Origin of the sequence: Oryzomicrobium terrae (assembly GCF_008274805.1) — a bacterium.
GTDB lineage: Bacteria > Pseudomonadota > Gammaproteobacteria > Burkholderiales > Rhodocyclaceae > Oryzomicrobium > Oryzomicrobium terrae.
On record NZ_CP022579.1, the window covers coordinates 182,483 to 207,685 of the forward strand.

The 25,203-nt window shown below is 68.4% G+C and carries 18 protein-coding genes and 1 pseudogene; 13 read left to right on the plus strand and 6 right to left on the minus strand.

The features are described from left to right. Nucleotides 1–41: 41 nt before the first annotated feature. Entirely contained in the window at nt 42–1,970 is a 1,929-nt protein-coding gene (locus OTERR_RS00810; protein WP_149424555.1) for an ATP-binding cassette domain-containing protein, read from the plus strand. A 488-nt stretch (nt 1,971–2,458) separates the two neighbouring features. On the opposite strand, the gene OTERR_RS00815 is transcribed toward OTERR_RS00810, so the two are convergent. Next, nucleotides 2,459–4,081: an ABC-F family ATPase gene (locus OTERR_RS00815; RefSeq protein WP_054619742.1), complete on the minus strand. Its 1,623-nt coding sequence runs from the start codon at nt 4,079–4,081 to the stop codon at nt 2,459–2,461. A gap of 219 nt (nt 4,082–4,300) precedes the next feature. Here OTERR_RS00815 and argS point away from each other — a divergent pair, with 219 nt between their 5' ends. The 7 genes and pseudogenes from argS to OTERR_RS00845 all read left to right on the plus strand — a co-directional run bounded on the left by argS (nt 4,301) and on the right by OTERR_RS00845 (nt 10,351). After that, a complete protein-coding gene (gene argS / locus OTERR_RS00820) occupies nt 4,301–6,037 on the plus strand; it encodes an arginine--tRNA ligase (RefSeq protein WP_149424556.1) in 1,737 nt (578 codons plus the stop codon). A 15-nt stretch (nt 6,038–6,052) separates the two neighbouring features. After that, a complete protein-coding gene (locus OTERR_RS00825; protein WP_149424557.1) occupies nt 6,053–6,739 on the plus strand; it encodes an SPOR domain-containing protein in 687 nt (228 codons plus the stop codon). A gap of 12 nt (nt 6,740–6,751) precedes the next feature. Then, a complete protein-coding gene (locus OTERR_RS00830; protein WP_054619739.1) occupies nt 6,752–7,417 on the plus strand; it encodes a thiol:disulfide interchange protein DsbA/DsbL in 666 nt (221 codons plus the stop codon). 2 nt (nt 7,418–7,419) lie between these two features. Then, complete coding sequence (locus OTERR_RS00835) at nt 7,420–8,253, plus strand: SDR family oxidoreductase (protein ID WP_246154239.1); 834 nt, start codon at nt 7,420–7,422, stop codon at nt 8,251–8,253. Between the two features lie 515 nt (nt 8,254–8,768). Next, nucleotides 8,769–9,083 (plus strand): annotated as a pseudogene (locus tag OTERR_RS16665) (methyl-accepting chemotaxis protein); the annotation flags it as partial. Nucleotides 9,084–9,134: 51 nt separating this feature from the next. Further along, complete coding sequence (locus tag OTERR_RS16670; protein ID WP_246154409.1) at nt 9,135–9,512, plus strand: CZB domain-containing protein; 378 nt, start codon at nt 9,135–9,137, stop codon at nt 9,510–9,512. A 50-nt stretch (nt 9,513–9,562) separates the two neighbouring features. Further along, entirely contained in the window at nt 9,563–10,351 is a 789-nt protein-coding gene (locus OTERR_RS00845) for a DUF2189 domain-containing protein (protein WP_054619737.1), read from the plus strand. Between the two features lie 42 nt (nt 10,352–10,393). Here the strand turns inward: OTERR_RS00845 and OTERR_RS00850 are convergent, their stop codons facing one another. Continuing rightward, nucleotides 10,394–11,131: an SDR family NAD(P)-dependent oxidoreductase gene (locus OTERR_RS00850; RefSeq protein ID WP_149424559.1), complete on the minus strand. Its 738-nt coding sequence runs from the start codon at nt 11,129–11,131 to the stop codon at nt 10,394–10,396. Between the two features lie 114 nt (nt 11,132–11,245). Here OTERR_RS00850 and OTERR_RS00855 point away from each other — a divergent pair, with 114 nt between their 5' ends. From OTERR_RS00855 to OTERR_RS00875, 5 genes are all read left to right on the plus strand, one after another. Further along, on the plus strand, nt 11,246–12,106 hold the full coding sequence (locus OTERR_RS00855) for a helical backbone metal receptor (protein WP_149424560.1): 861 nt from the start codon (nt 11,246–11,248) through the stop codon (nt 12,104–12,106). 115 nt (nt 12,107–12,221) lie between these two features. Then, nucleotides 12,222–13,256 (plus strand): ubiquinone anaerobic biosynthesis protein UbiU, encoded by a 1,035-nt coding sequence (gene ubiU, locus OTERR_RS00860; RefSeq protein WP_149424561.1) that lies wholly within the window; start codon nt 12,222–12,224, stop codon nt 13,254–13,256. A 10-nt stretch (nt 13,257–13,266) separates the two neighbouring features. Further along, entirely contained in the window at nt 13,267–14,214 is a 948-nt protein-coding gene (locus OTERR_RS00865; RefSeq protein ID WP_246154241.1) for a U32 family peptidase, read from the plus strand. 14 nt (nt 14,215–14,228) lie between these two features. Then, nucleotides 14,229–14,711 carry a ubiquinone anaerobic biosynthesis accessory factor UbiT gene (ubiT, locus tag OTERR_RS00870; protein WP_149424562.1) on the plus strand — a complete coding sequence of 161 codons (483 nt, stop codon included), beginning with the start codon at nt 14,229–14,231 and terminating at the stop codon, nt 14,709–14,711. Between the two features lie 232 nt (nt 14,712–14,943). Then, nucleotides 14,944–16,989 carry a methyl-accepting chemotaxis protein gene (locus OTERR_RS00875; RefSeq protein WP_149424563.1) on the plus strand — a complete coding sequence of 682 codons (2,046 nt, stop codon included), beginning with the start codon at nt 14,944–14,946 and terminating at the stop codon, nt 16,987–16,989. A 309-nt stretch (nt 16,990–17,298) separates the two neighbouring features. Here the strand turns inward: OTERR_RS00875 and OTERR_RS00880 are convergent, their stop codons facing one another. From OTERR_RS00880 to OTERR_RS00895, 4 genes are all read right to left on the minus strand, one after another. Next, nucleotides 17,299–19,326, minus strand: coding sequence for a methyl-accepting chemotaxis protein (locus OTERR_RS00880; protein ID WP_187775274.1), 2,028 nt, complete (start codon nt 19,324–19,326; stop codon nt 17,299–17,301). A gap of 433 nt (nt 19,327–19,759) precedes the next feature. Next, nucleotides 19,760–21,793, minus strand: a complete 2,034-nt coding sequence (locus tag OTERR_RS00885; RefSeq protein WP_149424565.1) for a methyl-accepting chemotaxis protein — start codon at nt 21,791–21,793, stop codon at nt 19,760–19,762. Between the two features lie 345 nt (nt 21,794–22,138). Beyond that, nucleotides 22,139–23,965, minus strand: coding sequence for a PHA/PHB synthase family protein (locus OTERR_RS00890; protein ID WP_149424566.1), 1,827 nt, complete (start codon nt 23,963–23,965; stop codon nt 22,139–22,141). Between the two features lie 67 nt (nt 23,966–24,032). Then, the gene (locus OTERR_RS00895; RefSeq protein ID WP_149424567.1) at nt 24,033–25,091 is read right to left on the minus strand and encodes an MBL fold metallo-hydrolase; all 1,059 of its coding nucleotides are present in this window, start codon (nt 25,089–25,091) and stop codon (nt 24,033–24,035) included. Nucleotides 25,092–25,203 lie beyond the last annotated feature (112 nt).

The window sequence follows — 25,203 nt, forward strand, 5'->3', positions numbered from 1 at the left end:
GACCCCGTTTCACCCTCGCCACTCTAGCCGCTGGATTTGCCATGATCGTTCTTCGCCGTTTGACCTTCGCCCGGGCGGGCCACCCCCTGGTGCGCGACGCCTCGCTACAGATCGCCCCGGGTTGGCGCGTCGGTCTGGTGGGGGGCAACGGCAGCGGCAAGTCCACCTTCTTCGCCCTGTTCAACGGCGGCTTGCACCCGGAATCCGGCGATCTGGAGTGGCCCGAGCGCTGGGTGATGGCCCACGTCGCCCAGGAGACCCCGGCCCTGCCCTCGCCGGCCCTGGACTTCGTTCTCGACGGCGATGATGAGTTGCGCCGCCTGGAGGCCGACCTGGCTCGGGCCGAGGCCAGCCACGACGGCGAAGCCATCGGCACCATCCACGCCCGCCTGGGCGAGATCGGCGGCTACGGCGCCCGGGCCCGGGCGGCGGAACTGCTGCACGGCCTGGGCTTCCACGACCCGGATTTTTCCCGCCCGGTGGCCGAGTTCTCCGGCGGCTGGCGCATGCGCCTCAACCTGGCCCGGGCCCTGATGTGCCGCTCCGACCTGCTGCTGCTCGACGAACCGACCAACCACCTGGACCTGGATGCGGTGTTGTGGCTGGAGACCTGGCTGAAGAGCTATCGGGGCACCCTGCTGCTGATCTCCCACGACCGGGATTTTCTCGACGCGGTGTGCGGCAACGTGCTGGCCATCGAACAGCAGGCCATGACCCTGTACAAGGGCGGCTACTCCGACTTCGAGACCCAGCGCGCCGCCCAACTGGCCCAGCAGCAGTCCCTGTTCGAGAAGCAGCAGCGCGAGGTGGCCCACCTGCAGGCCTACATCGACCGCTTCCGCGCCAAGGCCACCAAAGCCCGCCAGGCCCAGAGCCGCATCAAGGCCCTGGCGCGCATGGAGACGGTGGCGGCGGCTCACGTGGATACCCCGTTCACCTTCAGCTTCCGCGAGCCCGAAGCCCTGCCCGACCCCTTGCTCAGCCTGGACAAGATCCAGGCCGGCTATCGCAGCGGCGCGGGTGAGAACACCATCGAGCGCACCATCCTGTCCCACGTGCGCCTGACCATCCGCCCCGGCGACCGCATCGGCTTGCTCGGCATGAACGGCGCCGGCAAATCGACCCTGATCAAGCTGCTGGCCGGCGTTCATCCGCCCCTGGCCGGCGAGCGCCAGGAGGCCAAGGCCCTCAAGATCGGCTACTTCGCCCAGCACCAGGTGGAAGCCCTGCGCCCGGAAGGCTCGGCCCTGGACCACCTGCGCTGGCTCGACCCGGATACCCCGGAACAGCAGCACCGGGACTACCTGGGCGGCTTCGACTTCCGCGGCGACGCCGCCACCCGGCCGGTGGGCCCCTTCTCCGGCGGCGAGAAATCGCGCCTGGCCCTGGCCCTGCTGATCTGGCAGCGCCCCAACCTGCTGCTGCTCGACGAACCCACCAACCACCTGGACCTGGAGATGCGCGAGGCCCTGGCCTTCGCCCTGCAGGGCTTCGAGGGCGGCGTGGTGCTGGTCTCCCACGACCGGCACCTGGTCAAGACCACCGCCGACACCCTGCTGCTGGTGGCCGACGGACAGGTGGCGCCCTTCGACGGCGACCTGGACGACTACGCCGCCTGGCTGGCCCAGGCGCGCAACGCCGCCCGGCCGGTGGATGTGGAGGCCAAGGAAGCCAAGGCCGAGCGCGCCGCCAGCCGGGAAGCCGACGCCGCGGCGCGCAAGGAGCTGCTGGCCAAGCGCCGGCCCCTCCTCAAGGAAAGCGAGCAGCTGGAGAAGAAGCTGCAGGGCTGGCAGGGGGAGAAGAAGCTCTTGGAGGAGCGCCTCGCCGATTCCAGCCTGTACACCAGCCCGCCCCACCCCCAGCTGGCCGGCCTGCTCAAGCGCCAGGGCGAACTGGCGGCGATGATCGAGGACGGCGAGATGCGCTGGCTGGAAGTGCAGGAAGCCCTGGAAGCCCTGCCCGAGGCCTGAGCCCGCATCAGGCTGTGCCTGGCCGTGGCCGGGGGGGCAAGAAAAAGGCTGACGCCCTGAACCCTAGGACTGGCGCCGATCTCCACGGGGTATGCCTGGAGATCGAGCATTGGCGCGGGTTGTAGCGATGCCTGCCTGGAGATGCCCGACTGGCGCGGGGTTTCAGAGGGCGGCCCAAGCGTCCATGAAACAGGGACCCTATCGATGGCGCGCTAAACCGCGTTGAACGCAGCGCCCGCAGAAGCGCAGGGAACGCGGAGGAAAGCGAGAAAAATTGCCCAACTCAGGGCCTGTTTCGGCCATTGCGTTCCGGTGGTTCTCTGCATACGTTGCGTCCCGTGCGGTTCGCTTTCCCCCGGGCAGCAAGTCGAATAGGTAATTCCCATGAAAAAGCCCGAGATGGCAGCGCCTCCCGGGCTTTTTTGCCGCCGTCCGCAAGCGGGGCGGCGGACTGACGTACGGCGTACTGCGGTACTTGCCGAGGCCGCTTACTCGACGCCCTGGCTGGCCAGATAGTCCTCGTAGCTGCCCTGGTAATTGACCACGGTGCCGTCGCCCTTCACCTCGATGATGCGGTTGGCGATGGTCGACACGAATTCCCGGTCGTGGGAAACGAAGATCAGGGTGCCCTTGAACTTGTCCAGGGCGGTGTTGAGGGACTCGATCGACTCCATGTCCAGGTGGTTGGTCGGTTCGTCCATCACCAGCACGTTGGGCTTTTCCAGCATCAGCCGGCCGAAGATCATGCGGCCCTGTTCGCCCCCGGAGATGACGTTGGTCGGCTTCTTCTGCTCGTCGCCGGAGAAGAGCAGCCGGCCCAGGGTGCCGCGGATCAGGGTTTCCAGGTCGCCGCCGTCGGCGATGGTGGCCCGGGCGTAGGGCGCCACCCAGTCGGTCAGGCTGACCGGGTTGGCGAACTCGGCGGCGTGGTCCTGGGCGTAGTAGCCAAGCTTGGCCTTGTCGGCCCACTTCAGGCTGCCGTGGTTGGGGGTCAGCTCGCCCATCAGGAGCTTCAACAGGGTGGTCTTACCGGCACCGTTCTCGCCGATCACCGCCACCCGGTCGCCGGCTTCCACGGCGAAGGTCAGGTTGTTGAAGATCGGCCGCTCGCCGCCCGGGTAGGTGAAGGACAGGTTTTCCACTTCCACCGCCAGGCGGTGCAGCTTGTCCTTGTCGTCGTACTCGAAGCGGATCCACGGGTATTGGCGGGACGAGGGTTTCACGTCCTCGGGCTTGATCTTGTCGATCAGCTTGAGGCGGGAGGTGGCCTGCTTGGCCTTGGACTTGTTGGCGGAGAAGCGGCGCACGAATTCCTGAAGCTCGGCGACCCGTTCCTTGGCCTTGGCGTTGGCGTTCTGCTGACGTTCCCGGGCCTGGGTCGAGGCTTCCATGAAGTCGTCGTAGGTGCCCGGGTAGACCGTGATCTTGCCGTAGTCCAGGTCGGCCATGTGGGTGCAGACCTGGTTGAGGAAGTGGCGGTCGTGGGAAATGATGATCATGGTGGATTCGCGCTCGTTGAGCACGTTCTCCAGCCAGCGGATGGTGTTGATGTCCAGGTTGTTGGTCGGTTCGTCGAGCAGCAGGATGTCCGGGTTGGCGAACAGGGCCTGGGCCAGCAGCACCCGCAGCTTCCAGCCCGGAGCCACCTCGCGCATCGGGCCGAAGTGCTTGTCGGTGGGGATGCCCACGCCGAGCAGCAGCTCGCCGGCGCGCGACTCGGCGGTGTAGCCGTCGTACTCGGCGAACTTGCCTTCCAGCTCGGCCGCCTTCATGTAGTCGTCTTCGGTGGCTTCCGGGTTGGCGTAGATGGCGTCCTTCTCCTGCATGCACGCCCACATCTCTTCGTGGCCCATCAGCACCACGTCGATCACCCGCTGGTCCTCGTAGGCGAACTGGTCCTGGCGCAGGTAGGCCATGCGCTCGTGCACGTCCTTGCTGACGTTGCCGGCGGAGGGGTCGAGGTCGCCGCAGAGGATCTTCATGAAGGTGGACTTGCCCGCCCCGTTGGCGCCGATCAGGCCATAGCGGTAGCCCTCGCCGAACTTGACGGAGACGTTTTCGAACAGGGGCTTGGCCCCGAATTGCATGGTGATGTTGTTGGCGACGAGCACGGCGAATCCTGTGGCGGGTTGAACCCGCGTAAAAGCAAAACCCTGAATTATACCCGACGGCGATTGCCCCTTTTTTCCACGCACCGCCGGCCCCCTCCCGGGGGGCGCGCGCAGGCCGGCGCCGGGGCGGCAGACCGCCGGCCGCCGCCGTCCGGGCGACGGCACATGAGAACCGGGTCCGGGCACGTATAATCGCGCTTTTGCAATTTTCGTCCGGCGATGACCCACGATATCCGTTCCCATCTCACCAGCCTGCTGCAGGCCGCCCTGGCCAGCGTCGCCCCCGGCGCCGAGGCCACCGCTGAAATCCACCTGGAGCGCCCCAAGCAGGAGTCCCACGGCGACTTCGCCACCAACCTGGCGATGCAGCTGGCGCGGGCCCTGAAGAAGAACCCCCGGGAAATCGCCCAACAACTGATCAGCGAACTGCCCCGCTCCGAGTGGGTCGAGAAAGTGGATCTGGCCGGCGCCGGCTTCATCAACTTCACCCTCAAGGCCGCCGCCAAGCTGGCGGTGGTGCGCGCCGTGCTCGATGCCGGCGCCGATTACGGCCGCGCCAACGTCGGCGGCCAGCAGAAGCTGCAGGTCGAATTCGTCTCCGCCAACCCCACCGGGCCGCTCCACGTCGGCCACGGCCGCGGCGCCGCCTACGGTGCCTCCCTGTCCGACCTGCTCGCCTTCGCCGGCTGGGACGTGACCCGGGAGTACTACGTGAACGACGCCGGTCGGCAGATGGACATCCTCGGGGTGTCCACCTGGCTGCGCTACCTGGAGCGCCACGGCGTGGCCGTGCCCTTCCCGCCCAACGGCTACCAGGGCGACTACGTGCGCGACATGGGCGAGCAGATCGACGCCGCCCACGGGGCCAAGTACGTCCGTGCCGCCGCCGAGATCCTGGCCGACGTGCCCGACGTGGAGGCCGACAAGGAAGCCCACCTGGACGGCCTGATCGCCAACGCCAAGCGCCTGCTCGGCCCTGACTGGGCCTACATCCACCAGCATGCCCTGTCAGAGCAGCTGGCCGACGGCCGCGACGATCTGGAAGAGTTCGGCGTGCGCTTCGACGTGTGGTTCTCGGAAAAGTCCCTGTTCGACACCGGCCTGGTCAAGCGCTGCGTGGACCGTCTGGAAGCCGCCGGCCACCTGTACGTGCAGGACGGTGCCAAGTGGTTCCGCTCCACCGCCTTCGGCGACGAGAAGGACCGGGTGGTGCAGCGCGAGAACGGCCTGTACACCTACTTCGCCTCGGACATCGCCTACCACCTCAACAAGTACGAGCGCGGCTTCGACAAGATCATCAACATCTGGGGGGCCGACCACCACGGCTACATTCCCCGGGTGAAGGGCGCCCTGCAGGCCCTGGAGTTGGACGAGGCCAAGCTGCAGGTGGCCCTGGTGCAGTTCGCCGTGCTCTACAAGGACGGTCAGAAGGCCTCCATGTCCACCCGCTCGGGCGAATTCGTCACCCTGCGCGAGCTGCGCCGCGAGGTGGGCAACGACGCCTGCCGTTTCTTCTACGTGCTGCGCAAGTCCGACCAGCATCTGGACTTCGACCTGGACCTGGCCAAGAGCCAGAGCAACGAGAACCCGGTCTACTACATCCAGTACGCCCACGCCCGGGTGTGCTCGGTGGTCAACCAATGGGGCGGCGAGGTCGCCGACCTGGCCAAGGCCGACCTGGGGCTGCTCACCAACCCGCGGGAACTGGCCCTGGCCGCCCGCCTGGCCGCCTTCCCCGAGGTGATCGAAGCCGCCGCCCGGGATCTGGCGCCGCACATGGTGGCCTTTTACCTGAAGGATCTGGCCGGCGACTTCCACGCCTGGTACAACGCCGAGCGCATGCTGGTGGACGATGCCGCCCTGCGCGATGCCCGCGTCGCCCTGGCCCTGGCCACCCGCCAGGTGATCCGCAACGGCATGGCGCTGCTCGGCGTCTCCTGCCCCGACTCGATGTAATTCCGGAAATCCCTTATGAGCCGTGACCTGAAGCGTCCCCAAAGCCCCGCCGGCAAACGTTCCCCGGGCAACAAGTCCCGGGGCGGCACCCTGATCGGCATCATCATCGGCCTGGTGCTCGGCGTTTGCGCCGCCCTGGCGGTGGTGTTGTACATCAACAAGGCGCCGATGCCGTTCGTGGACAAGACCCAGCCGCCGCCCAAGGACGCCAAGGAAGCCGCCGGCAACCTGGCCAACACCAAGCCCGGCGCAGCTGGTGCTGCGACAGCGGCCGCGGCGCCCCAGGCGGCCGTGCCGGTGCCCCTGCCCGGCAAGCCCGGCGATCCGGTGCCGGAAAAACGCTTCCAGTTCTACGACATCCTGCCCGGCAAGGCCGAGCCCAAGAGCGAGCCCGCCGACAAGCCGGCCGCCAAGGACGGCAAGGAAACCAAGGAGGCCGCCAAGGAGGCCAAGGAGCCGGTCAAGGAAACCGCCCTCTACCTTCAGGCCGGCTCCTTCCAGAGGCCGGGCGATGCCGACAACCAGAAAGCCAACCTGGCCATGCTCGGCATGGAAGCGACGGTGCAGCAGGTAATGGTCGGCGACAAGGTGTGGTACCGGGTCCGTCTCGGACCCTATGGCAAGATGGACGAGGTGAACCGTGCCCGTTCCGAACTGGCCAAGGCCGGCATCGAGGCCAGCCTGGCCAAGAACAAGGACTGATGGAGATTCCCCATGGTGAAGACTGATCGTTCCCGTCGTGATTTCGTCCTGGCTGCCGGTGCGGCGGCCACCCTGGCGGCGTTTGCGCCCCTCTCGGCCCTGGCTGCCCCGGCGGTGCGCGGGCGCGACTACCAGCCCATCGATCCGCCCCAGCCGACCGAATCCGGCGGCAAGATCGAGGTGATCGAGTTCTTCTCCTATGGCTGCCCCCACTGCAACGACTTCCACAAGCCCCTCGACGCCTGGGTCGCCAAGCTGCCCGCCGACGTGGCGTTCAAGCGCGTGCCGGCCGCCTGGAACGGTGCCTGGGCCAACCTGGCCAAGCTCTACTACGCCCTGGAAGTGACCGGCGACGTGGCCCGCCTGGACGGCGCCATCTTCGCCGCCATCCACGAACAGGGGGTGCGCATGCCGATTCCCGACGTGATGCAGGAATGGGTGGAAAAGCAGGGGGTGGACGGGCGCAAGTTCGCCGACGCCTACAAGTCCTTCGGCGTTGCCAGCAAGATCAACCGGGCCAACCAGATGGTCCAGTCCTACCGCATCGGCGGTGTGCCCGCCCTGGCCGTCGAAGGCCGTTACCTGGTCAGCACCGAAGGGGTGAAGAGCCTCGGCGAGGTGCTCACCCGGGCCGACGCGGTAATCGCCCAGGCCCGTAGCGACAAGGCGCGTAAGTAAGCGTGGTCTCTGGCCTGCCCGTGCCCGCCGGCGCGCCGACGCAGCCCTCGCCGGGGCTGCCGCGGCGCGTTTTCATTACCGGCGCCAGTTCCGGCCTGGGTGAAGCCCTGGCGCGCCAGTACCTGGCCTTGGGCTGGCAGGTCGGCCTGGCCGCGCGCCGCGCCGCCCGGCTCGATGCCCTGGCCGCGGAACTGGGGGCTGGCGTGCTCGCCACCTATCCCCTCGACGTTACCGACAGCGCCGCCCTGGCCGCGGCGGCAGCCGACTTCTGCGCCCGCTTCGGCGCGCCCCACGTGGTGATCGCCAACGCCGGCATCTCGGTGGGCACCCTCACCGAGGAAAGCGAGGACCTGTCCGCCTTCCGCCGGGTGATGGAGGTCAACGTCTTCGGCATGGCCGCCACCTTCGCGCCCTTCCTGCCGGCCATGAAGGGCTTGCGCGACGGGGTGCCGCGCCGGGTGGTGGGCATTGCCTCGGTGGCTGGCATCCGCGGCCTGCCGGGGGCCGAGGCCTACTCGGCCTCCAAGGCCGCCGCCATCGCCTACCTGGAATCCCTGCGCCTGGAGCTGGCCCCTTCCGGCATCCGCGCCGTGACCATCTGTCCCGGCTACGTCGAGACGCCGATGACGGCGGTCAATCCCTACCCGATGCCCTTCCTGCTGCCGGCCGCCGAGGCCGCCCGGCGCATGGCCCGGGTGATCGAGGCCGGCGCCAGCTACGCGGTGGTGCCCTGGCAGATGGGGGTGGTGGCCAAGCTGCTGCGCCTGCTGCCCAACCCCGTCTACGACCGCCTCTTCGGCCACGCGCCGCGCAAGCCTCGGGGCTTGCCGCTGTAGCCCGTCGGCATGAGCCCTGGCAATTCTTTTGTCATCGCTCGGCGATTCCCCGCAAAGCCGCATAAACCCTATATCCGCAAGGGATTTAGGGGTGTTACAAAACAGTTCTGGCGCCCTGTTGGCGAGCGGTTCATCATGGCGCCTTTCCCCCTAGGAGAGGCGCCGTGTTTTTCTCGTCGACCAAGGAGACGCTGGCCCGCGTCGAGAACGAGCGTAGTGCGTTGAGCGCCGACAATGCTCGCCTGGAGGCGCGCATCGCCACCCTGGAAGCGGAACGGGCCGCCCTGTCCGATGAACTGACCCAACTGCACCAGCGCCAGGCCCTGCTCGATGGCGTGTTCACCAGCCTGGGGCGCTTCGGCGATTCGCTGACCGGCCTGCAGGGCTCCTTCCTTGGCCTCACCACCACTCTGCAGGGGGGCAAGGAATCGGCCACCACGGCAGCCGCGGAATCGGAAACCAACCGGGCCGCTTTCCAGACCATCGCCGCCAACCTGACCGACATGGTGGGACGCATGACCGAGGCCTCTGGCAGCGTCGAAAGCCTGTCCAAGCGGGTCACCGACATCGCCGGCTTCGTCAGCCTGATCAAGGAAATCGCCGACCAGACCAACCTGCTGGCCCTCAACGCCGCCATCGAGGCGGCCCGGGCCGGCGAGGCCGGGCGCGGCTTCGCCATCGTCGCCGACGAGGTGCGCAAGCTGGCCGAGCGCACCACCAAGGCCACGGTTGAAATCTCCGGCCTGGTCGGCACCATCCAGGGCGATACCCAGCAGGCGCGCAGCGTCATGTCCCTGGGGGCGGCCGATGCGGCCCGTTATTCCGCCGAGAGCGAAGCCGCCACCCACAGCATGGGGCGGCTGCTCGACCTGTCCCAGACCATGGAGCGGGCGGTGTCGTCCTCGTCGCTGCTGGCCAACGTGGAATTGGCCAACATCGACGAACTGGCCTTGAAACTGGAGGTGTACAAGGTCTTCCTCGGCCTCTCCCACCTGCGCCCCGAGGAACTGCCGGACGAAACCCAGTGCCGCCTCGGCCGCTGGTACTACGAAGGCGAGGGCAAGGCCCACTTCGCCCGGTTGCCCGGCTACACCGAGATGGAAACCCCGCACAAGGCGGTGCACGACCACGCCCGCCGGGCGGTGGAACGCTTCTACGCCGGCGATGCGGACGGTGCCCTGGCCGCCCTGGCGGCCATGGAGCAGGCCAACCTGACGGTGATGGCGGGCATGGGGCGCATGCTCGGCGGATTGAACTAACGCCGCCGGCGGCGGCCCCATGGGTAGGTTTTCTGCCCGTGGAGGTTGCCATGCCGATCACCGACGAAAAAAGCCTGACCTTCGATCTGGTTGCCGCCATCCGGCCGGTGGCGGTGGGCGCGCCTTGGCAGTGGCTGCGCGCCGGCTGGGGCGATCTGCGCGCCCATCCCCTGCCCAGCCTGGCCTACGGGGCCGTCTTCGCCCTGTGCGGCTGGCTGTTCGCCATCACCCTGGACCATGCCGCGGCGCTGTTGAGCGCCCTGGTCACCGGCATGCTATTGGTGGGGCCGTTCCTCGCCCTGGGCCTCTACGATCTGTCCCGTCGCCGCGAGCGTGGCGAACCGGTGCAACTGCTCGCCTCGGCTCTGGCCTGGCGCCACAATCTCTCCAACATCGGCCTGTTTGCCGCCGTGCTGGCGATCGTGCTGATGGTCTGGGCGCGGGCGTCGATGGTCATCTTCGCCGTCTTCTACGAAGGCGACATGCCTTCCTTCGCCGGTTTTCTGCGGGCCTTTTCCGCCCTCGACAACCTGGAGTTCGTCGTCTTCTACCTGGCCGTGGGCGGTTTCTTCGCCACCCTGGTGTTCGCCGTCTCGGTGATCGCCGTGCCCCTGATGCTCGACCGCAGGATCGACGCCATCAACGCCGCCATCGCCAGTGCCACCGCCCTGGCGCGCAATCCGGCGGCGATGCTGCTGTGGGCGGTGCTGATCGTTGCCCTCACCGTGCTCGGCTTCGCCACCGGCTTTCTCGGCCTGGTGGTGACCATGCCCCTGGTGGGGCACGCCACCTGGCACGCTTACCGGGCGTTGATGCCGGAGCCGCCGGCGGGGGCGTGAGCGTGGGTGATTCCGCCAGCGGCGCTAGGCGTCGCGTCCGGCTTACCAGGGGATCGGTTGGCCGTCGCGGAAGAAGCCGCCGGTAGGGCCGTCGTCGGGCAGCAGGGCGGCCCAGACGATCGATGCGGCGCCGTCGGCGGGGCTGCGCGGGGCATCGCCGCCGCCCATGTCGGTGCGGCACCAGCCGGGGCAGACCGCGTTCACCTTGACGTTCTGGGAGGTGGCGTCGATCAGTACCTCCAGGGCGGTGGTGCGGGTCAGGGAGTTCAACGCCGTCTTCGAGACACGGTAGGCCGGCCAGTAAGGGGCCGATTCGGCCAGGGAGCCCATGCCCGAGGAGACATTGACCACCCGGCCGTAGTAGCGCGCCACCATGCCCGGCAAAAAGGTCTGGATCATGCGCAGCGGGCCGAGCACGTTGACCGCGAAGGTCTGGGTCAGCACCGCCGGGTCGGCCGCATACACGCCCTGGCTGGCCGGGTCGGCCGGATTCTTCGGATCGAGGAAGACGCCGGCGTTGTTGACCAGGATGTCGGCGCCGCCGTAGGTGCTTTGTACCCAGCTGCCCAGGGCGGCCACCGAGGCGGCATCGGTCACGTCGGCCGCCTGGCCGACCACGTCTAGGCCTTCGGCGGTCAGGGTGGCGACCGCCGTAGCCAGGGCCGTGGCATCCCGCGCCACCATCACCACCTTGCAGTCGGCCTGGCCGAGTTGCCGGCAGACCTCCAGGCCCAGGCCCCGGCTAGCGCCGGTCACGACCGCGGTTTTTTTGGTTAGCATCGCATTCTCCTTTTGTCTCGATCAGTACGCGCCGCGCTGCAGCGTGGCTCGGGCCGGGCCGATGGCGCCCGCTTGGTCGGCAACCGTAATTTGGCGCGATCGTTTCTTTCTAGCATGGATTTTTTCATTGGCACGGATGACGCTGCGCTGAACGGGGCGATCCCCGCCGATGCCCGGGGCGTCCACCATCCCCCGGCCGGTCCCGGGGCGCGCATCGTCTCCCTGGTTCCGTCGATCACCGAACTGCTGATAGACCTGGGCCTGACACCCCTGCTGGTGGGGCGCACCGGCTTTTGCATCCATCCCCGCGAGGCGGTGCGGCGCATTCCCAAGGTGGGCGGCACCAAGGGCTTCGACCTGGCCAAGCTGCGCGCCCTGGCACCGACCCACGTCATCGCCAACATGGACGAGAACCGGGTCGAGGAGATCGAGGCCCTGGCGGACTTCGTCCCCCACGTGGTGATCACCCACCCCAATGCTCCGGGGGATAACCGGAGCCTCTACGCCCTGCTCGGCGCCTTGTTCGACCGGCGTCCCCAGGCTGCGGCCCTGACGGCGCAACTGGAGGGAGCCCTGGCCGATCTGGCCGGTCTGGCCCTGCCCCGGGAACGGGTGCTCTACCTGATCTGGCGCGACCCCTGGCTGACCGTGGCGCGCAATACCTATATCGGCGCCACCCTGGCCGCCGCCGGCTGGGACACGGTGCCGGCGTGCCAGGGCGGCGCGACCGGCGCCGACCGCTACCCGGCGGTGGATCTGGCGGCAGCGGCGGCCCAGGCCGAGCGCATCCTGTTACCGTCCGAACCCTACCACTTCGGCGCCGCGGAGCAGGACGAACTGCAGCAGCGCTTTCCCCAGGTGGCGGTGACCCGGATCGATGGCGAGATGGTGTCCTGGTACGGCAGCCGGGCGCCCCGGGGGCTGACCTATCTGGCCCAGCTGCGCCGCGCCCTGGCGCTACCGGCCCGCGCCTGAGCGGTGGGCCCGGGCTCGTGGGGGGGCGCCCCGCCGGCCTCTTTGACCGAGGTCAAGGGGTTGCTAGCGGGGGGCGCCTAGACTGTGCCTTTTCCATTTCCAGCGTCGCGCCATCATGGTGAGCAGCTCCACGACGACGAACCTTCCCGCCCCGCGCATCCCCCACCTGGTCTGCCCCGCCGGCAGCCTGCCGGCCCTCAAGGCGGCGGTGGACAACGGTGCCGACGCGGTCTACCTCGGTTTCAAGAATTCCACCAACGCCCGCAACTTCGCCGGGCTCAACTTCGACGACAAGGGCCTGCGCGAGGGCCTGCGCTACGCCCGGGACCGGGGCCGCGAAGTGCTGGTGGCGATCAACACCTATCCCCAGGCCGGGCGCCTGCCTGAATGGCACGGGGCGGTGGATGCCGCCGCCGACCTGGGCGCCACCGCCGTCATCCTGGCCGACGTGGGCCTGCTCGCCTACGCCGCCGAGCGCCACCCGGACCTGCACCGCCACCTGTCGGTGCAGGGCTCGGCCACCAGCTACGAGGCGATCAACTTCGCCCAGGACGCCTTCGGCGTGCGCCGCGCCGTGCTGCCCCGGGTGCTGACCCTGGCCCAGGTGGAGAACGTGGTGCGCCACACCACGGTGGAAATCGAGGTGTTCGGCTTTGGCAGCCTGTGCGTCATGAACGAGGGGCGCTGCTGGCTTTCTTCCTATGCCACCGGCGAGTCGCCCAATACCGTCGGTGCCTGTTCCCCGGCCAAGTACGTGCGCTGGGAGCAGGACGGAAAGAGCATGAACGCCCGGCTCAACGGCATCCTCATCGACACCTACGGCGAAGGCGAGCCGGCCGGCTACCCGACCCTGTGCAAGGGCCGCTTCGAGGTGGCCGGCGAGACCGGCTACGCCCTGGAAGAGCCCACCAGCCTGAACGTGGTCGAGCTGCTGCCGCAGATCGCCGCCGCCGGTGTGGCCGCCATCAAGGTCGAGGGGCGCCAGCGCAGCCCGGCTTACGTCGGCCAGGTGACCCGGGTGTTGCGCCAGGCCATCGACGCCCTGAAAGCCCCGGGTTTCGCCGTCAAGCCGGCCTGGCAAAGCGAACTGGCCAAGGTGGCCGAAGGCACCCAGGTCACCCTGGGCGCCTACGACCGGCCCTGGCGCTGAGGAGCCGTCCATGCCCAATCCGATCAAGCTCGCCATCGGCCCGATCCTGTTCTACTGGAGCAAGGACGAGGTCCAGAACTTCTACCTGCAGGCCAGCGATTCGCCGGCCGACATCGTCTATGTCGGCGAGAGCGTCTGCTCGCGCCGCTGCCAGCTGCGCACCGCCGACTGGATTGGCCTGGCCCGAGACCTGGCCGACGCTGGCAAGGAGGTGGTGCTGTCGGCCCTGGCCCTGGCCGAATCCGAGGGCGACCTGATCGCCCTGCGCAAGCTGGTGGCCGCCTGCGCCGAGAGCGGCGGGCGCATCCGCCTCGAAGCCAACGACCTGGGCGCCGTCAAGGTGGCTGCCGAGGCCGGCGTGCCTTTCGTCTGCGGCCCCCACCTCAACGTCTACAACGAAGCGACTCTGGCCTGGTTCGCCGCCAAGGGCGCCACCGCCTGGGTGCCGCCCCTGGAGGCGCCGCGCAGCCTGATCGAGCCGCTCCACGCCAGCCGCCCGGCGGGCATGGCCACCGAGGTGTTCGCCTGGGGCAAGATCCCGCTCGCTTTCTCGGCGCGCTGCTTCACTGCCCGCCACTACGGGCTGAAGAAGGACGACTGCCAGTTCCGCTGCCTGGATCACGCCGACGGCCTGACCCTGGCCACCCGGGAAGGCCAGTCCTTCCTGACCATGAACGGCATCCAGACCATGTCGGCCCAGCACTACTCACTGCTCGCCGAACTGCCCGTGCTGCGGCAACTGGGCATCGACGCCCTGCGTCTGTCGCCCCAGTCGAAGGATTTCTTCGCCGTACTGGCCGCCTTCGACGCCGCGCGGCGCGATCCCGCAGCCACGCCGTCCTTGCCGCCGGGGTGTACCGAACATGGCCTGTGCGACGGCTACTGGCACGGCCAGGCAGGGATTGCCAAGGTCAGTGCCGAGGACGACACTCTCGCTACTGCCGCCTGCGGCGCGTAACCCACGATTCCACCATGACCGCACCCTTTTCCCTGCCCGGACTGCCGGGCCTCAACCTGCAGGTGCCGACCTTCCGCCTGCCCGCCTTCGTCACCCGCCTCGGCCAGCGTCTGCCCCAGTGGCCCCACACCCTGGGCCTGGTGGGGGGGCTGAACGGCCTGCTGCTGATGAAGCTGCTCGATACCGAAACCCTGGAGCCCCTGACCGGCCGGGTTTTCGCCGTGGAGGTCGAGGACACCGGCGCCGCCGCCCGCTTCACCTTCGACGGGCTGCGCTTCGTGCCCCTGCTGGCCGCCGACGGTCCGGCGCCGGACCTGCGTTTTTGCGCCACCCTGTCGGCCTACCTGCAGCTGCTGGCACGCCAGGAAGACCCGGACACCCTGTTCTTCCAGCGCCGCCTGGTGATCGAGGGCGATACCGAACTGGGCTTGCTGGTGAAGAACCTGCTCGACGCGGTGGAATGGCCGCGCCTGCCCTTCCGGACCGCCCGGTCGTAAGGGCGCGCCAGCGGACGGGCACCACGAATTTGAAGCGGGGATTGGTGAGAGCCCCCCGGGGAGGAAGACCGGCACCCGACCAGGGAAAGTCGGCATAACAAGAGATGGGGGCGCCTGCGGGTGCCCCCGTTTCATTTGTACCGTTTCATTTCTGTTTCTTTTTCATTTCATTTTCTTGCAATCTGCGCTGGTTAGGATCGGCCCGTCTCCACTACCCGTGAGTAGGTCCGGCATGAACCGCCCTGCGTCCTCCGCCCGCGCCCCCTCGTCGGGGTTGTTGCGTCGCTTGTTCTTCCTGGCCCGCCGGGTCTCCGGCAACCTGCGCTTCCGTGCCAAGTTCGCCCTCACCGGGGTGATGTTCTTCGTCCCCCTCGGACTGCTCGCCGGCCTGCTCGCCTACGCCCTGCACCAGGACGTGCACCGCCTGGAAACCGAGCGCCGTGGCCTGGCCGTGCTGGCCCCCAGCCTGACCCTGGTGCTCGACCTGCAACGCCTGGCCGGCGCCCGCGCCGCGGCCGCCGAAGGCGGCGACGACGCCGTCTTCGCCCCCCTGGCGCAACAAGCCGGCCAGGACGCCGTCGCGGCCCTGGCCCAACTGCGCAGCCGCCTGCCCGCCGCCACCCCGGCCGTGCGCGAGGCCGGCGAAACCCTGACGGCCCTGTGGCAGAACGGGGCCCTGCCGGAAGCGGTCGAGGACGAGGCGATCCAGGGCAGCGCCAACCTGGTCACCCTGGCGGCCGAGGACAGCGGCCTGGTGCGCGACAGCGACGCCCTCGGCCACGTCCTGCACGGGCTGCTCGCCGAGCGCCTGCCGGCCCTGGCCGCCTCCCTGGCCGATGCCCGGGACGGCGGCGTGGTGGCGGTGATCAAAACCCGCCTGCCGGCGGCCAAGCGCGGCCAATTGCTGGCCGCCCGGGGCGGGTTGGATACCTGGACCGCCGCCCTGGTGGCGGCCACCCAGCGCCTGGGGCGCCATGACGCCGCCCAGGCCGAGGCGATCCAGGCCGACGTGGACGACCTGGTCCAGGCCGTGGCGGCCCTGCAGGAAAGCCTCACCACCAAGGTTCTCGATACCAGCGATTTCGATATTCCGCCCGGCGACTACTTCGCCCGGGGCGACGCCGCGGTGACTCGCCTGGCCGCCCTGGCCGCGCGCCTGCAAGGCGCCGCCGACGACGGTCTGGCCGGTCGCCTCAACGCCGCCCGCACCCAGCGCAACCTGGCCCTGGGCGGCGTGCTGCTGGTGCTGCTGGTGCTCGGCTACAGCTTCTTCGGCGCCTACCAGTCGATCCAGGATGAGATCGATGGCCTGCGCACCGTCACCCAGGCCCTGGCCGCCGGCGACCTGCGCCCCCGGGTGGCGCCGGCCTCCAAGGACGAACTGGCCGACGTGGGGCGGCGCTTCAACGCCATGGCCGATTCCTTCGCCGGGCTGATCGGCCGGGTCGGTTCCGCCTCCCACTCGCTGCAGGGCGCCGCCACCTCGGTGGCCGCCGGCAGCAGCGAGGTGCGCCTGGCCTCGGAACAGCAGCGCGAAGGCGCCAGCCAGGTGGCGGCGGCGGTGCAGGGGCTGGCCGTGAGCATCGGCGAAGTGGCCGCCCACGCCCGGGAAACTGCCCAGGTGGCGGCCCAGGCCCGAGACGCGGCGGACGCCGGCGAAACCTTGTCGCGCCAGGCCGCCGCCGATATGGAAGGGCTGGTGACGGTGGTCGAGGACACGGTGCGCCGGCTCGACGTGCTCGACGCCCGTTCCCGGGAAATCGGCGCCGTCATCGCCACGATCCGCGACATTGCCGACCAGACCAACCTGCTGGCCCTCAACGCCGCCATCGAGGCGGCCCGGGCCGGTGAAGCCGGGCGCGGCTTCGCCGTGGTGGCCGACGAAGTGCGCAAGCTGGCCGACCGCACCGCCACCGCCACCCGGGAAATCGGCAGCACCATCGCCGCCATGCAGGCCGAGGTGGACGGGGTGGCCGGGGCGATGCGCGCCAACGCTGCCCAGGTGGCCGGCGGCGCCGACCAGGTGCGGGCCGTGGCCGAACGGCTGGTGACCATACGCGGCGCGGTGGAAACGGCGACCCGCCACGTGCACGACATCGTCAGCGCCACCGAGGACCAGAACCAGGCCGGCGCCGACATGGCCCGCCACGTCCAGGTCATCGCCGACAGCGCCGAGGACAACCACTCCCGGGTGGCCACCGTGGCCGAGCACGCCCAGGATCTGGAAACCCTGGCCCGGGACCTGGCCGGCGCGGTGAGCGGCCTACGGGTGGCGTAAGGCAGGGGATTTTTAGGCGGGGTGGCCAAACCCCGCATGGATAAACGATTTTCACGGCATGCCCGTGGAGATCGGCCAGGGGCGCGGCGTTCCACCGTGCCTGCCCGGAGAGCCTCGTCCTTTCTAGAGTTTGGCGCGGTGGTGTGCAGGAATGTGCGCGAATGGCCGGCGGCAGGAGTGGCTGCGGCGCGGGCCGCCGGGAGCGCCGGACGAAAAAACGCCCGGCGCGGGCCGGGCAGGCATGAGCGGTGTGCCGGGGCCGGGCGCCCCCGCCCGCGATCCGGGGGGAGCATCCGGCGGCCGTCGGTCTTACAAGCGGAAGCGACTGGTATCCGTCTCCAGGCTGGTCGCGGCGCCGAGCAGGGTGGTGGCCCGTTCCCGGTTGGTCTGGGCGGTGCGGCCGGTCTGCTCGGCCATCACCGCCACCTGCTCGACCTGACGGGCGATGCTCTGGGCGGCACCGGCCTGTTCCTGGGTGGCGCCGGCGATGTCCTCGATGGCATCCACCACCTGGGCCGAACGGTCGGCCACTTCGCCCAGGGCCACTTCGAGCTGGCGCGAGGCGGCCACCGAACGGGCCACCTGGTCCACCGCGCAGCCGATGGTCTCGCGCACCGAGCCGACCCCGGCCTGAACCTGGGAGAGGATGGCGGAGATTTCCTGGGCCGACTTGCCCGACTGCTCGGCCAGCTTCCTCACCTCGTCGGCCACCACGGCAAAGCCGCGCCCGGCCTCGCCGGCCCGGGCCGCCTCGATGGCGGCGTTGAGGGCCAGCAGGTTGGTCTGCTCGGCGATGCCCTTGATGGCGGACAGGACGTGCTCGATCTCCTGGGAGCGACGGCCCAACTCGCTGACCTGCTCGGCGGATTGCTGCACCGCCTGGGACGAATCCTCCATGGCGGCAATGGCTTCACCCACGGTCACCTGGCCGGTGGCCACCACGCTGCCGGCTTCCCGGGTCAGGTCGAGGGCCGAGCGGGCGCCGTCGGCGACCTGGTCGATACTGGTGGACAGCTGCTCGGCCGAGGCCGACATGGAGGCGGCGGCCTCGCTCTGGGAGGCGGTGGCCTGATCCAGGTCGGCGGAGGCGGTGGACAGCTCCTGGGCGGTGCTGCCCAGGGCGCCGCTGGTGTCCTTGAGGCGGGCGATCAACTCCCGGGTGGCGGCCATGGCCTGGCCGAGGGAGCGGGACAGCACGTCCACTTCGTTGCGGCTGGCCGGGTCGCCGTGCAGGGCCACCGACAGGTCACCGGCGCCGAGGCGTTCGGTGGCCTGGACCAGCCCGGACACCGGCTTCAGGCGCCAGGCGGCGAAGGCGGACAGGGCGGCCACCAGGGCCAGGCCGAGCAGCACCGAGAGGCCGATCATCTTGTTGCGCAGGGCCAGGGTGTCGTCGGTGAATTCCGAGGTCCACGAGCCGACGGCGACGATCCAGTGCAGTTCGGGCATTTCCCGCACCACCACCACCTTGTCGCGCATCTTGCCTTCGGCATCGGCCCAGGGGTATTCGAGCATGCCGGTCTTGATCTTGAAGATCTGCTCGCCCACCGAGGCTGCCGCCGGGCCCGCATCGGCCAGCTTCTTGCCTTCGAGCTTGGGGTGGATGACGTACATGCCTTCCTTCTGGTCGCCGTGGGGTTCGGACAGCACGTAGGGGTAGCCGCTCTTGCCGACCTTCATGGCCAGCAGCTTTTCCTTGAGCAGGGCAACGTTGCTCTCGGCGTCGAGACGCATGGTGATGGCCCCGACGGTCTGGCCCGCCTCGTCCTTCACCGGGCTGACGGCGATGGCGTACATCTTGCCGCTGCGCTGGATGGTGCCGACGTAGGGCTCGCCCTTGAGGATCGCCGGCATGTAGTTTTCCTTCTCCGGCACCGCCTCGCCGATCCGCGACACGCCGCCGGCATCCTTGAGCAGGGTGTCGGCCCGGTAGAAGCGCTCGCCCTGGCGCACCAGGAAGGCGGCTTCGCGGCCGTTGTTCTGCTTGCCGAACTGCTCGAGGAAATCCCGGTTGCCGCTCAGCACCAGATTGCCGGCCACCAGCTCGGGCAGGTCGGTCTTGCCGGTGTGGACGGTCCGCCCCGACAGGCGCACCGGGCCGGGCAGGGTGCGCTCGAAGGCCTTGAGGTTCTCCATGGCCCGGGCCTTGAGCGAGTCCTGGGCGAATTCCAGGGTGGCGGTGATCAGCGCCGCCTGCTCGTTGAGCACGGTCTCGGTGCGGGCCAGGGCGCTCTCCCGGGCCAGATAGGCAATGACGCTGCTTTGCACCACGATCATCAGGAGAGTGGCTAGGGCGGCCACGGCGAGGATTTGCTTGGAGAGTGGCAGGTGTCTCATGGGCGCTTGTGGTTGTTGTGTTTGCAGTGACGGGGCATGGCATCCCCCGGAGAGGCGCACTTCTTTGGTGCGTCTAGTCCGATTGTAGGGGAAATACCACTTTTGTAATGTGGTCTTAATCCACAGGGCCATAAAAAAGGCCTGGCGGAGAGCCAGGCCTGGTGCGGTGCTTGCCGGTGAGGGCGGGGAAAAGCGTGGCTTTATGGCGGATTTCGTCGTTATCTCTCGCGAAATTCCCATTTTCTTAGGGTGCCGCAAGCCGGTTTCGGGCCCCTCGCGGCGTGGTCGCCGTTGTCAATGTGGAGTTTTGTCGGCTGTTGAGGGCGGTACCGTGGGAAATGGCGGCTACCCGCGCCTGCTTTTCCGGTGAGTTGGGTGCCGCCGACGGAAGTGCCCGCGATAGGCCTCCAGCGGCGCCCCTGGTCGGGTACCGTCAAACCTTGAAGCGGCTGGTATCGGACGACAGGGTCTCGGCGGACTGGAGCAGGGAATCGGAGCGCTCCCGGTTGGTCTGGGCCGAGCGGCCGGTCTGCTCGGCCATCACCGCCACCTGCTCGACCTGACGGGCGATGCTCTGGGCGGCGCTGGCCTGTTCGTGGGTGGCCCCGGCGATGTCCTCGATGGCCTCGGCCAGTTGCCCGGAGTGCTCGGCTACCTGGCCGAGGGCGCTTTCCAGTTGGCGCGAGGCATCCACCGAGCGGGCCACCTGGTCCACCGCGCAGCCAATGGTCTCGCGCACCGAGCCGACCCCGGCCTGGACCTGGGAGAGGATGGTGGAGATTTCCTGGGCCGACTTGCCCGATTGCTCGGCCAGCTTGCGCACCTCGTCGGCCACCACGGCAAAACCGCGCCCGGCTTCGCCGGCCCGGGCGGCTTCGATGGCGGCGTTGAGGGCCAGCAGGTTGGTCTGCTCGGCGATGCCCTTGATGGCGGTCAGGACGTGTTCGATCTCCTGGGAGCGACGGCCCAGCTCGCCCACCTGGTCGGCGGACTGCTGCACCGCCTGGGCCGTTTCCTCCATGGCGGCGATGGCCTGGCCGACGGTGCTCTGGCCGGTTTCCACCACGCTCTTGGCTTCCTGGGTCAGGGCCAGGGCCGAGCGGGCGCCCTCGGCGACCTGGTCGATGCTCACCGAGAGCTGCTCGGACGAGGCCGACATGGAGGCGGCGGCCTCGCTCTGGGCGGCGGTGGCCTGGTCCAGGTCGGCGGAGGAGGCGGACAGCTCCTGGGCGGTGCTGCCCAAGGCGCCGCTGGTGTGCTTGAGGCCGGCGATCAGGTCGCGGATCGAGGCGATGGCCTGGCCGAGGGAGCGGGACAACACGTCCACCTCGTTGCGGCTGGTCGGGTCGCCGCTCAAGGGCGCCGAGAAATCCCCGGCGCCGAGGCGCTCGGTGGCCTGGACCAGCCCGGACACCGGCTTCAGGCGCCAGGCGGCGAAGGCCGCCAGGGCTACCACCAGGGCCAGGCCGAGCAGCACCGAGACGCCGATCACCTTGTTGCGCAAGGCCCGGGTGCCACCGGTGAATTCATCGGTCCACGACCCGACCCCGACCTTCCAGTGCAGCTCGGGCAGGTCGCGCACGACGATCACCTTCTCGCGCTGGTTACCGTCGGCGTCGGGCCATTCGTAGCTGAGCAGCCCTTCCTTGTGCTGCAGAATGGCCTCGCCCACCTTGGCGCCCTGCGCGCCCAGTTCGGAGAACTTCTTGCCCTCCATGGTGGGGTGGATCATGTACATGCCTTCCTTCAGGTCGCCGAAGGGCTCGGCCAGGACGAAGGGGTAGCCGGTCTGGGCGATGCGCGTCTCGTGCAGTTTCTTCTTCAGCAGGGCCACGTTGCTTTCCGCATCCATGCGCATGGCGACCCCGGAAATCACCTTGCCGCTGTCGTCGGTGATCGGGAACACGGCAATGGCGTTCATCTTGCCGCCCCGTTGCACCGTGCCCAGGTAGGGCTTGTTGGCCAGGATGTCCGGCGTGTATGAGCCGGGGGCGTTGGCGGGCATTTCCTCGCCGTTGCGGTATTGGCCATTGGCCCGCTTGACCAGGGTGGCGATGCGGTACAGCTTGCCCTCATGGGCTACCAGCCAACCCACCTCGCGTCCCTGGTTGGCCTTGGCGAAAGCTTCGAGAAAGGCGGAGTTGTTGTTGAGCACCAGGTTGCCAGCGGCCACTTCAGGCAGTTCGATGTCCCCGGTCTTGATCATGCGCCCGGTCAGGTGCACCGGGCCGGGCAGGCTGCGTTGGTAGTCGGCCAGGGCGCTGCGGGCCTGTTCCTTGAGCGACGACTGGGCGTATTCGAGGGTGGTGACGATCAGGGCGGCCTGCTCGTTGAGGGCGGCCTCGGTCTGGGCGATGGCACTGTGCCGGGCCAGGTAGGCGACCACGCTGTTCTGGACGAGCACCATGATCAGGGTGGCGAGGGCGGCGATGACGAGGATTTGTTTGGAGAGGGAGAGTCGTTTCATGGCTTGAGTGGGGTGGGCTCCGTTTAGCGTACCAACTATGCCTAACGGGTATGCCAGGATTTATTTTTTGTATGCACGGCCGATTCTACTGCGAACGTCATAGGACGCATAGATGGGTAATGCGTTGCGCTTACCGTAACGCCAATACTGGCGCGGGGTTCCGGGCGATTCGGCGTCGTGGCGCTGGTGATGAAACGCTGGGGCCAGGGCCGTCACCCGGCGTCGGCGGCATTGCACCGCCAGGGGGAGTCTGGCCCCCGCCGGGGCTTGCGGGGGCGGCAGGGGCGTAGAAACGCCAACGGGGGCCGAAGCCCCCGTTGGTCGTTAGCGCTGTTACCGCGGCGTTCAGTCCGCCGTCGCCGTGTCCAGGCGGAACTTGACGAAGGCGCCGGGGGCCGGCTCCAGGGCTTTCAGGCCGCCCTTGCCTGGAACCCGGGCGGGGACGGTCTTGCCGCCGTTGAGCTCGCTCACCCAGGTCTGCCAGTCGGTCCACCAGGAACCGGGGTTCTGGGTGGCGCCGGCGAGGAAGTCGTCGCTGGTTTCCGGCAGGGTGGCGGCCGGGTTGGTCCAGTAGCCGTACTTGTTGGCCACCGGCGGGTTCACCACCCCGGCGATGTGACCGGAGCCGCCCAGCACGAACTTGACCGGCCCCTTGAACAGCCGGGCGCCCAGGTAGGTGCTCTTCCACGGGGCGATGTGGTCCTCGACGGTGGAAATGAAGTAGGACGGCGTGGTGATCTTGGAGACGTCGATCTTGACCCCGTCGATGGTGATGCCGCCCGGGTCCTTCAGCTTGTTGGCCATGTACATGTTGCGCAGGTAGAAGCTGTGCATGGCCGCGGGCATGCGGGTGGAGTCGGAGTTCCAGTAGAGCAGGTCGAAGGGGAAGGGGTCCTTGCCCATCAGGTAGTTGTTCACCACGAACGACCAGATCAGGTCGTTGGCGCGCAGCATGTTGAAGGTCATGGCCATCTCGGAGCCTTCGAGGAAGCCGCGCTCGTTCATCTTCTTTTCCAGGGACGACACCTGGTCCTCATCGATGAACACCCCCAGTTCGCCCGGGATGGAGAAATCGATCATGGAGGTGAAGAAGGTGGCCGAGGCGACCCGCTTGTCCTTCTTGGCCGCCATGTAGGCCAGGGTGGTGGCCAGCAGGGTGCCGCCCAGACAGTAGCCGGCCATGTTCACTTCCTTCTCGCCGGTAGCCTGGCAGACCGCCTCGATGGCGGCCAGGGAGCCTTCGAGCAGGTAGTCCTCGAAGCTCTTCTGCGCTAGATGGGCATCCGGGTTGACCCAGCTCATGATGAAGGTGGTGTGGCCCTGATCGGTGGCCCACTTCACGAAGGAGTTCTTCTCGCGCAGGTCGAGGATGTAGTACTTGTTGATCCAGGGCGGAATGATCAGCAAGGGGGTCTTGTTCTGCTCCTTGGTGGTCGGCTCGTACTGGATCAGCTGGAACAGGTCGTTCTGGAACACCACCTTGCCCGGGGTGGCGGCCACGTTCTTGCCCGGCTCGAAAGCGCTGGTGTCGGTCATGCGGATGCGCAGCTGGCCGTCCCCCGCCTCGATGTCGTGGAGCAGGTTGTTGAGGCCCTTGACCAGGTTCTGGCCGTGGGTCTTGACCGTCTCGCGGAACACTTCAGGGTTGGTGAAGGCGAAATTCGACGGCGACAGGGCGTCGATGTACTGGCGGGTGTAGAAATTGACCTTCTTCTGGGTGTTGTCGTCCAGGCCTTCGACGCAGCACACGGTATCGTGGATGTTGCGGGCGGCGATCAGGTAGGACTGTTTGACGAAGTCGAACAGGAAATGCTGTTCCCAGTCCTCGTCGCGGAAGCGGTTGTCGCCCTTGGCCGGCGTGGCCACCGGCTGGGCATTGACCCCCATCATGCGCAGCATGGAGCCCTGCCACAGGGAGAAGTAGTCCCACATCATGCCCATCTGGGCCTGGGCCAGCTTGTAGGGGTTGGCCATCAGCCGGGCCGACAGATCCATGAAGGCCCGGGCGATGCCCAGTTCATCGGAGGGGGGGGCGACCCCTTCCTTGGCCTTCTTCTCGATGAAATGGGTCAGCAAGCGGGAGGCCCGCTGGGCCACTTCGGCGTAGGACTTGGCCATTTCGGCCGGATTGGGCAGGGGGGCGCCGGTTTCGTTCTCGACTTGCTGCGACATCGGTGTCTCCTTGTGGTGAATCAGGTCATACGGCACTGCGCTGGTACGGATCGCCCCCGGCTCAGGGTCAGGGGCGGCGGAAGCGGATCACGCCGTCGCTGCCGGTTTCCCGGTGCAAGCGTCTGGCGTGTTCCAGAAAATTGAGGTGGGCGATGGCCTCGCTCATGGCGAACATCACCTGATGCGCATCCAGCTCGCGCTTGAACAGCACCGGCAGCAGGTCACCGGCGCTCTGCGCCTCGGCGCAGGCGGCCTCCACGTCGGCCAGGCGCTCGTCGTGGTGGGCGGCCAGCGCCGCCACCCGCTCGCCCAGACCGTGGAACGGCCGGCCGTGGGAAGGCAGCACAAGCGGGTCGTCGCCCAGGGCGCCGTAGCGGGCCACCGATTCCAGGTAATGAGACAGGGAATCGGCGCGGGGCGTGGCGGCGAAGACGCTGACGTTGGTGGTGATACGCGGCAGGACCATATCCCCGGAAATTAATACGTCATGCTTACAGGAAAATAACGCCGCGTGTTCAGGTGCATGACCGTAGCCGGTGATCACCTGCCAGTCGGCGTCGCCGATGCGGATCGTGTCGCCGTTGATGAGGCGGTCGTAGCGCCGCGGCAGCTCGGGCACGCCCTTGCGGTAGGTGCCGTCGCGGGCGGCCAGTCGGGCGCAGCGTTCGGCGTCCAGGCCGTGCTGGCGAAAGAAATCCACCATGTCCTCGGTGCCGTGGCCGGCACTCTGATGCCACACCGCGTGGGCGGTCAGGTACTCGCCAGCGGTCATGGCCAGGGGCGCGCCGGTGCGTGCCATCAGCCAGGTCGCCAGGCCCAGGTGGTCCGGGTGGAAGTGGGTGACGACGATGCGCTCCACCGGCTTGTCCAGCCCGGCCAGGACGGTTTCCCAGGCCGCCTGCACCTCGGGGCTGGCGATGCCGGTATCGACGATGGTCCAGCCGGTGGGGGATTCGAGCAGCCACAGGTTGATGTGGTCGAGGACGAAGGGCAGGGGCATGCGCAGCCACCAGACGCCGGGTGCCACTTCGATACGCTCACCCGGGGCGGGCAGGTCGGGGAAGGGATAGCGGGGCTGGCCGGCGAGGTCGCCGGGGGCGGCGGCAGCGGGTGCAACGGTGGTCATGAAACGTCCGTGAATTGATAGGGGTTGGGGAAACTGACTACACTGGGGGGCTGTGGCGTCGCGTTTTGCGCCGCCCATCCCTCTGGGATATGCCGCGGTGTTTCGGCCTATC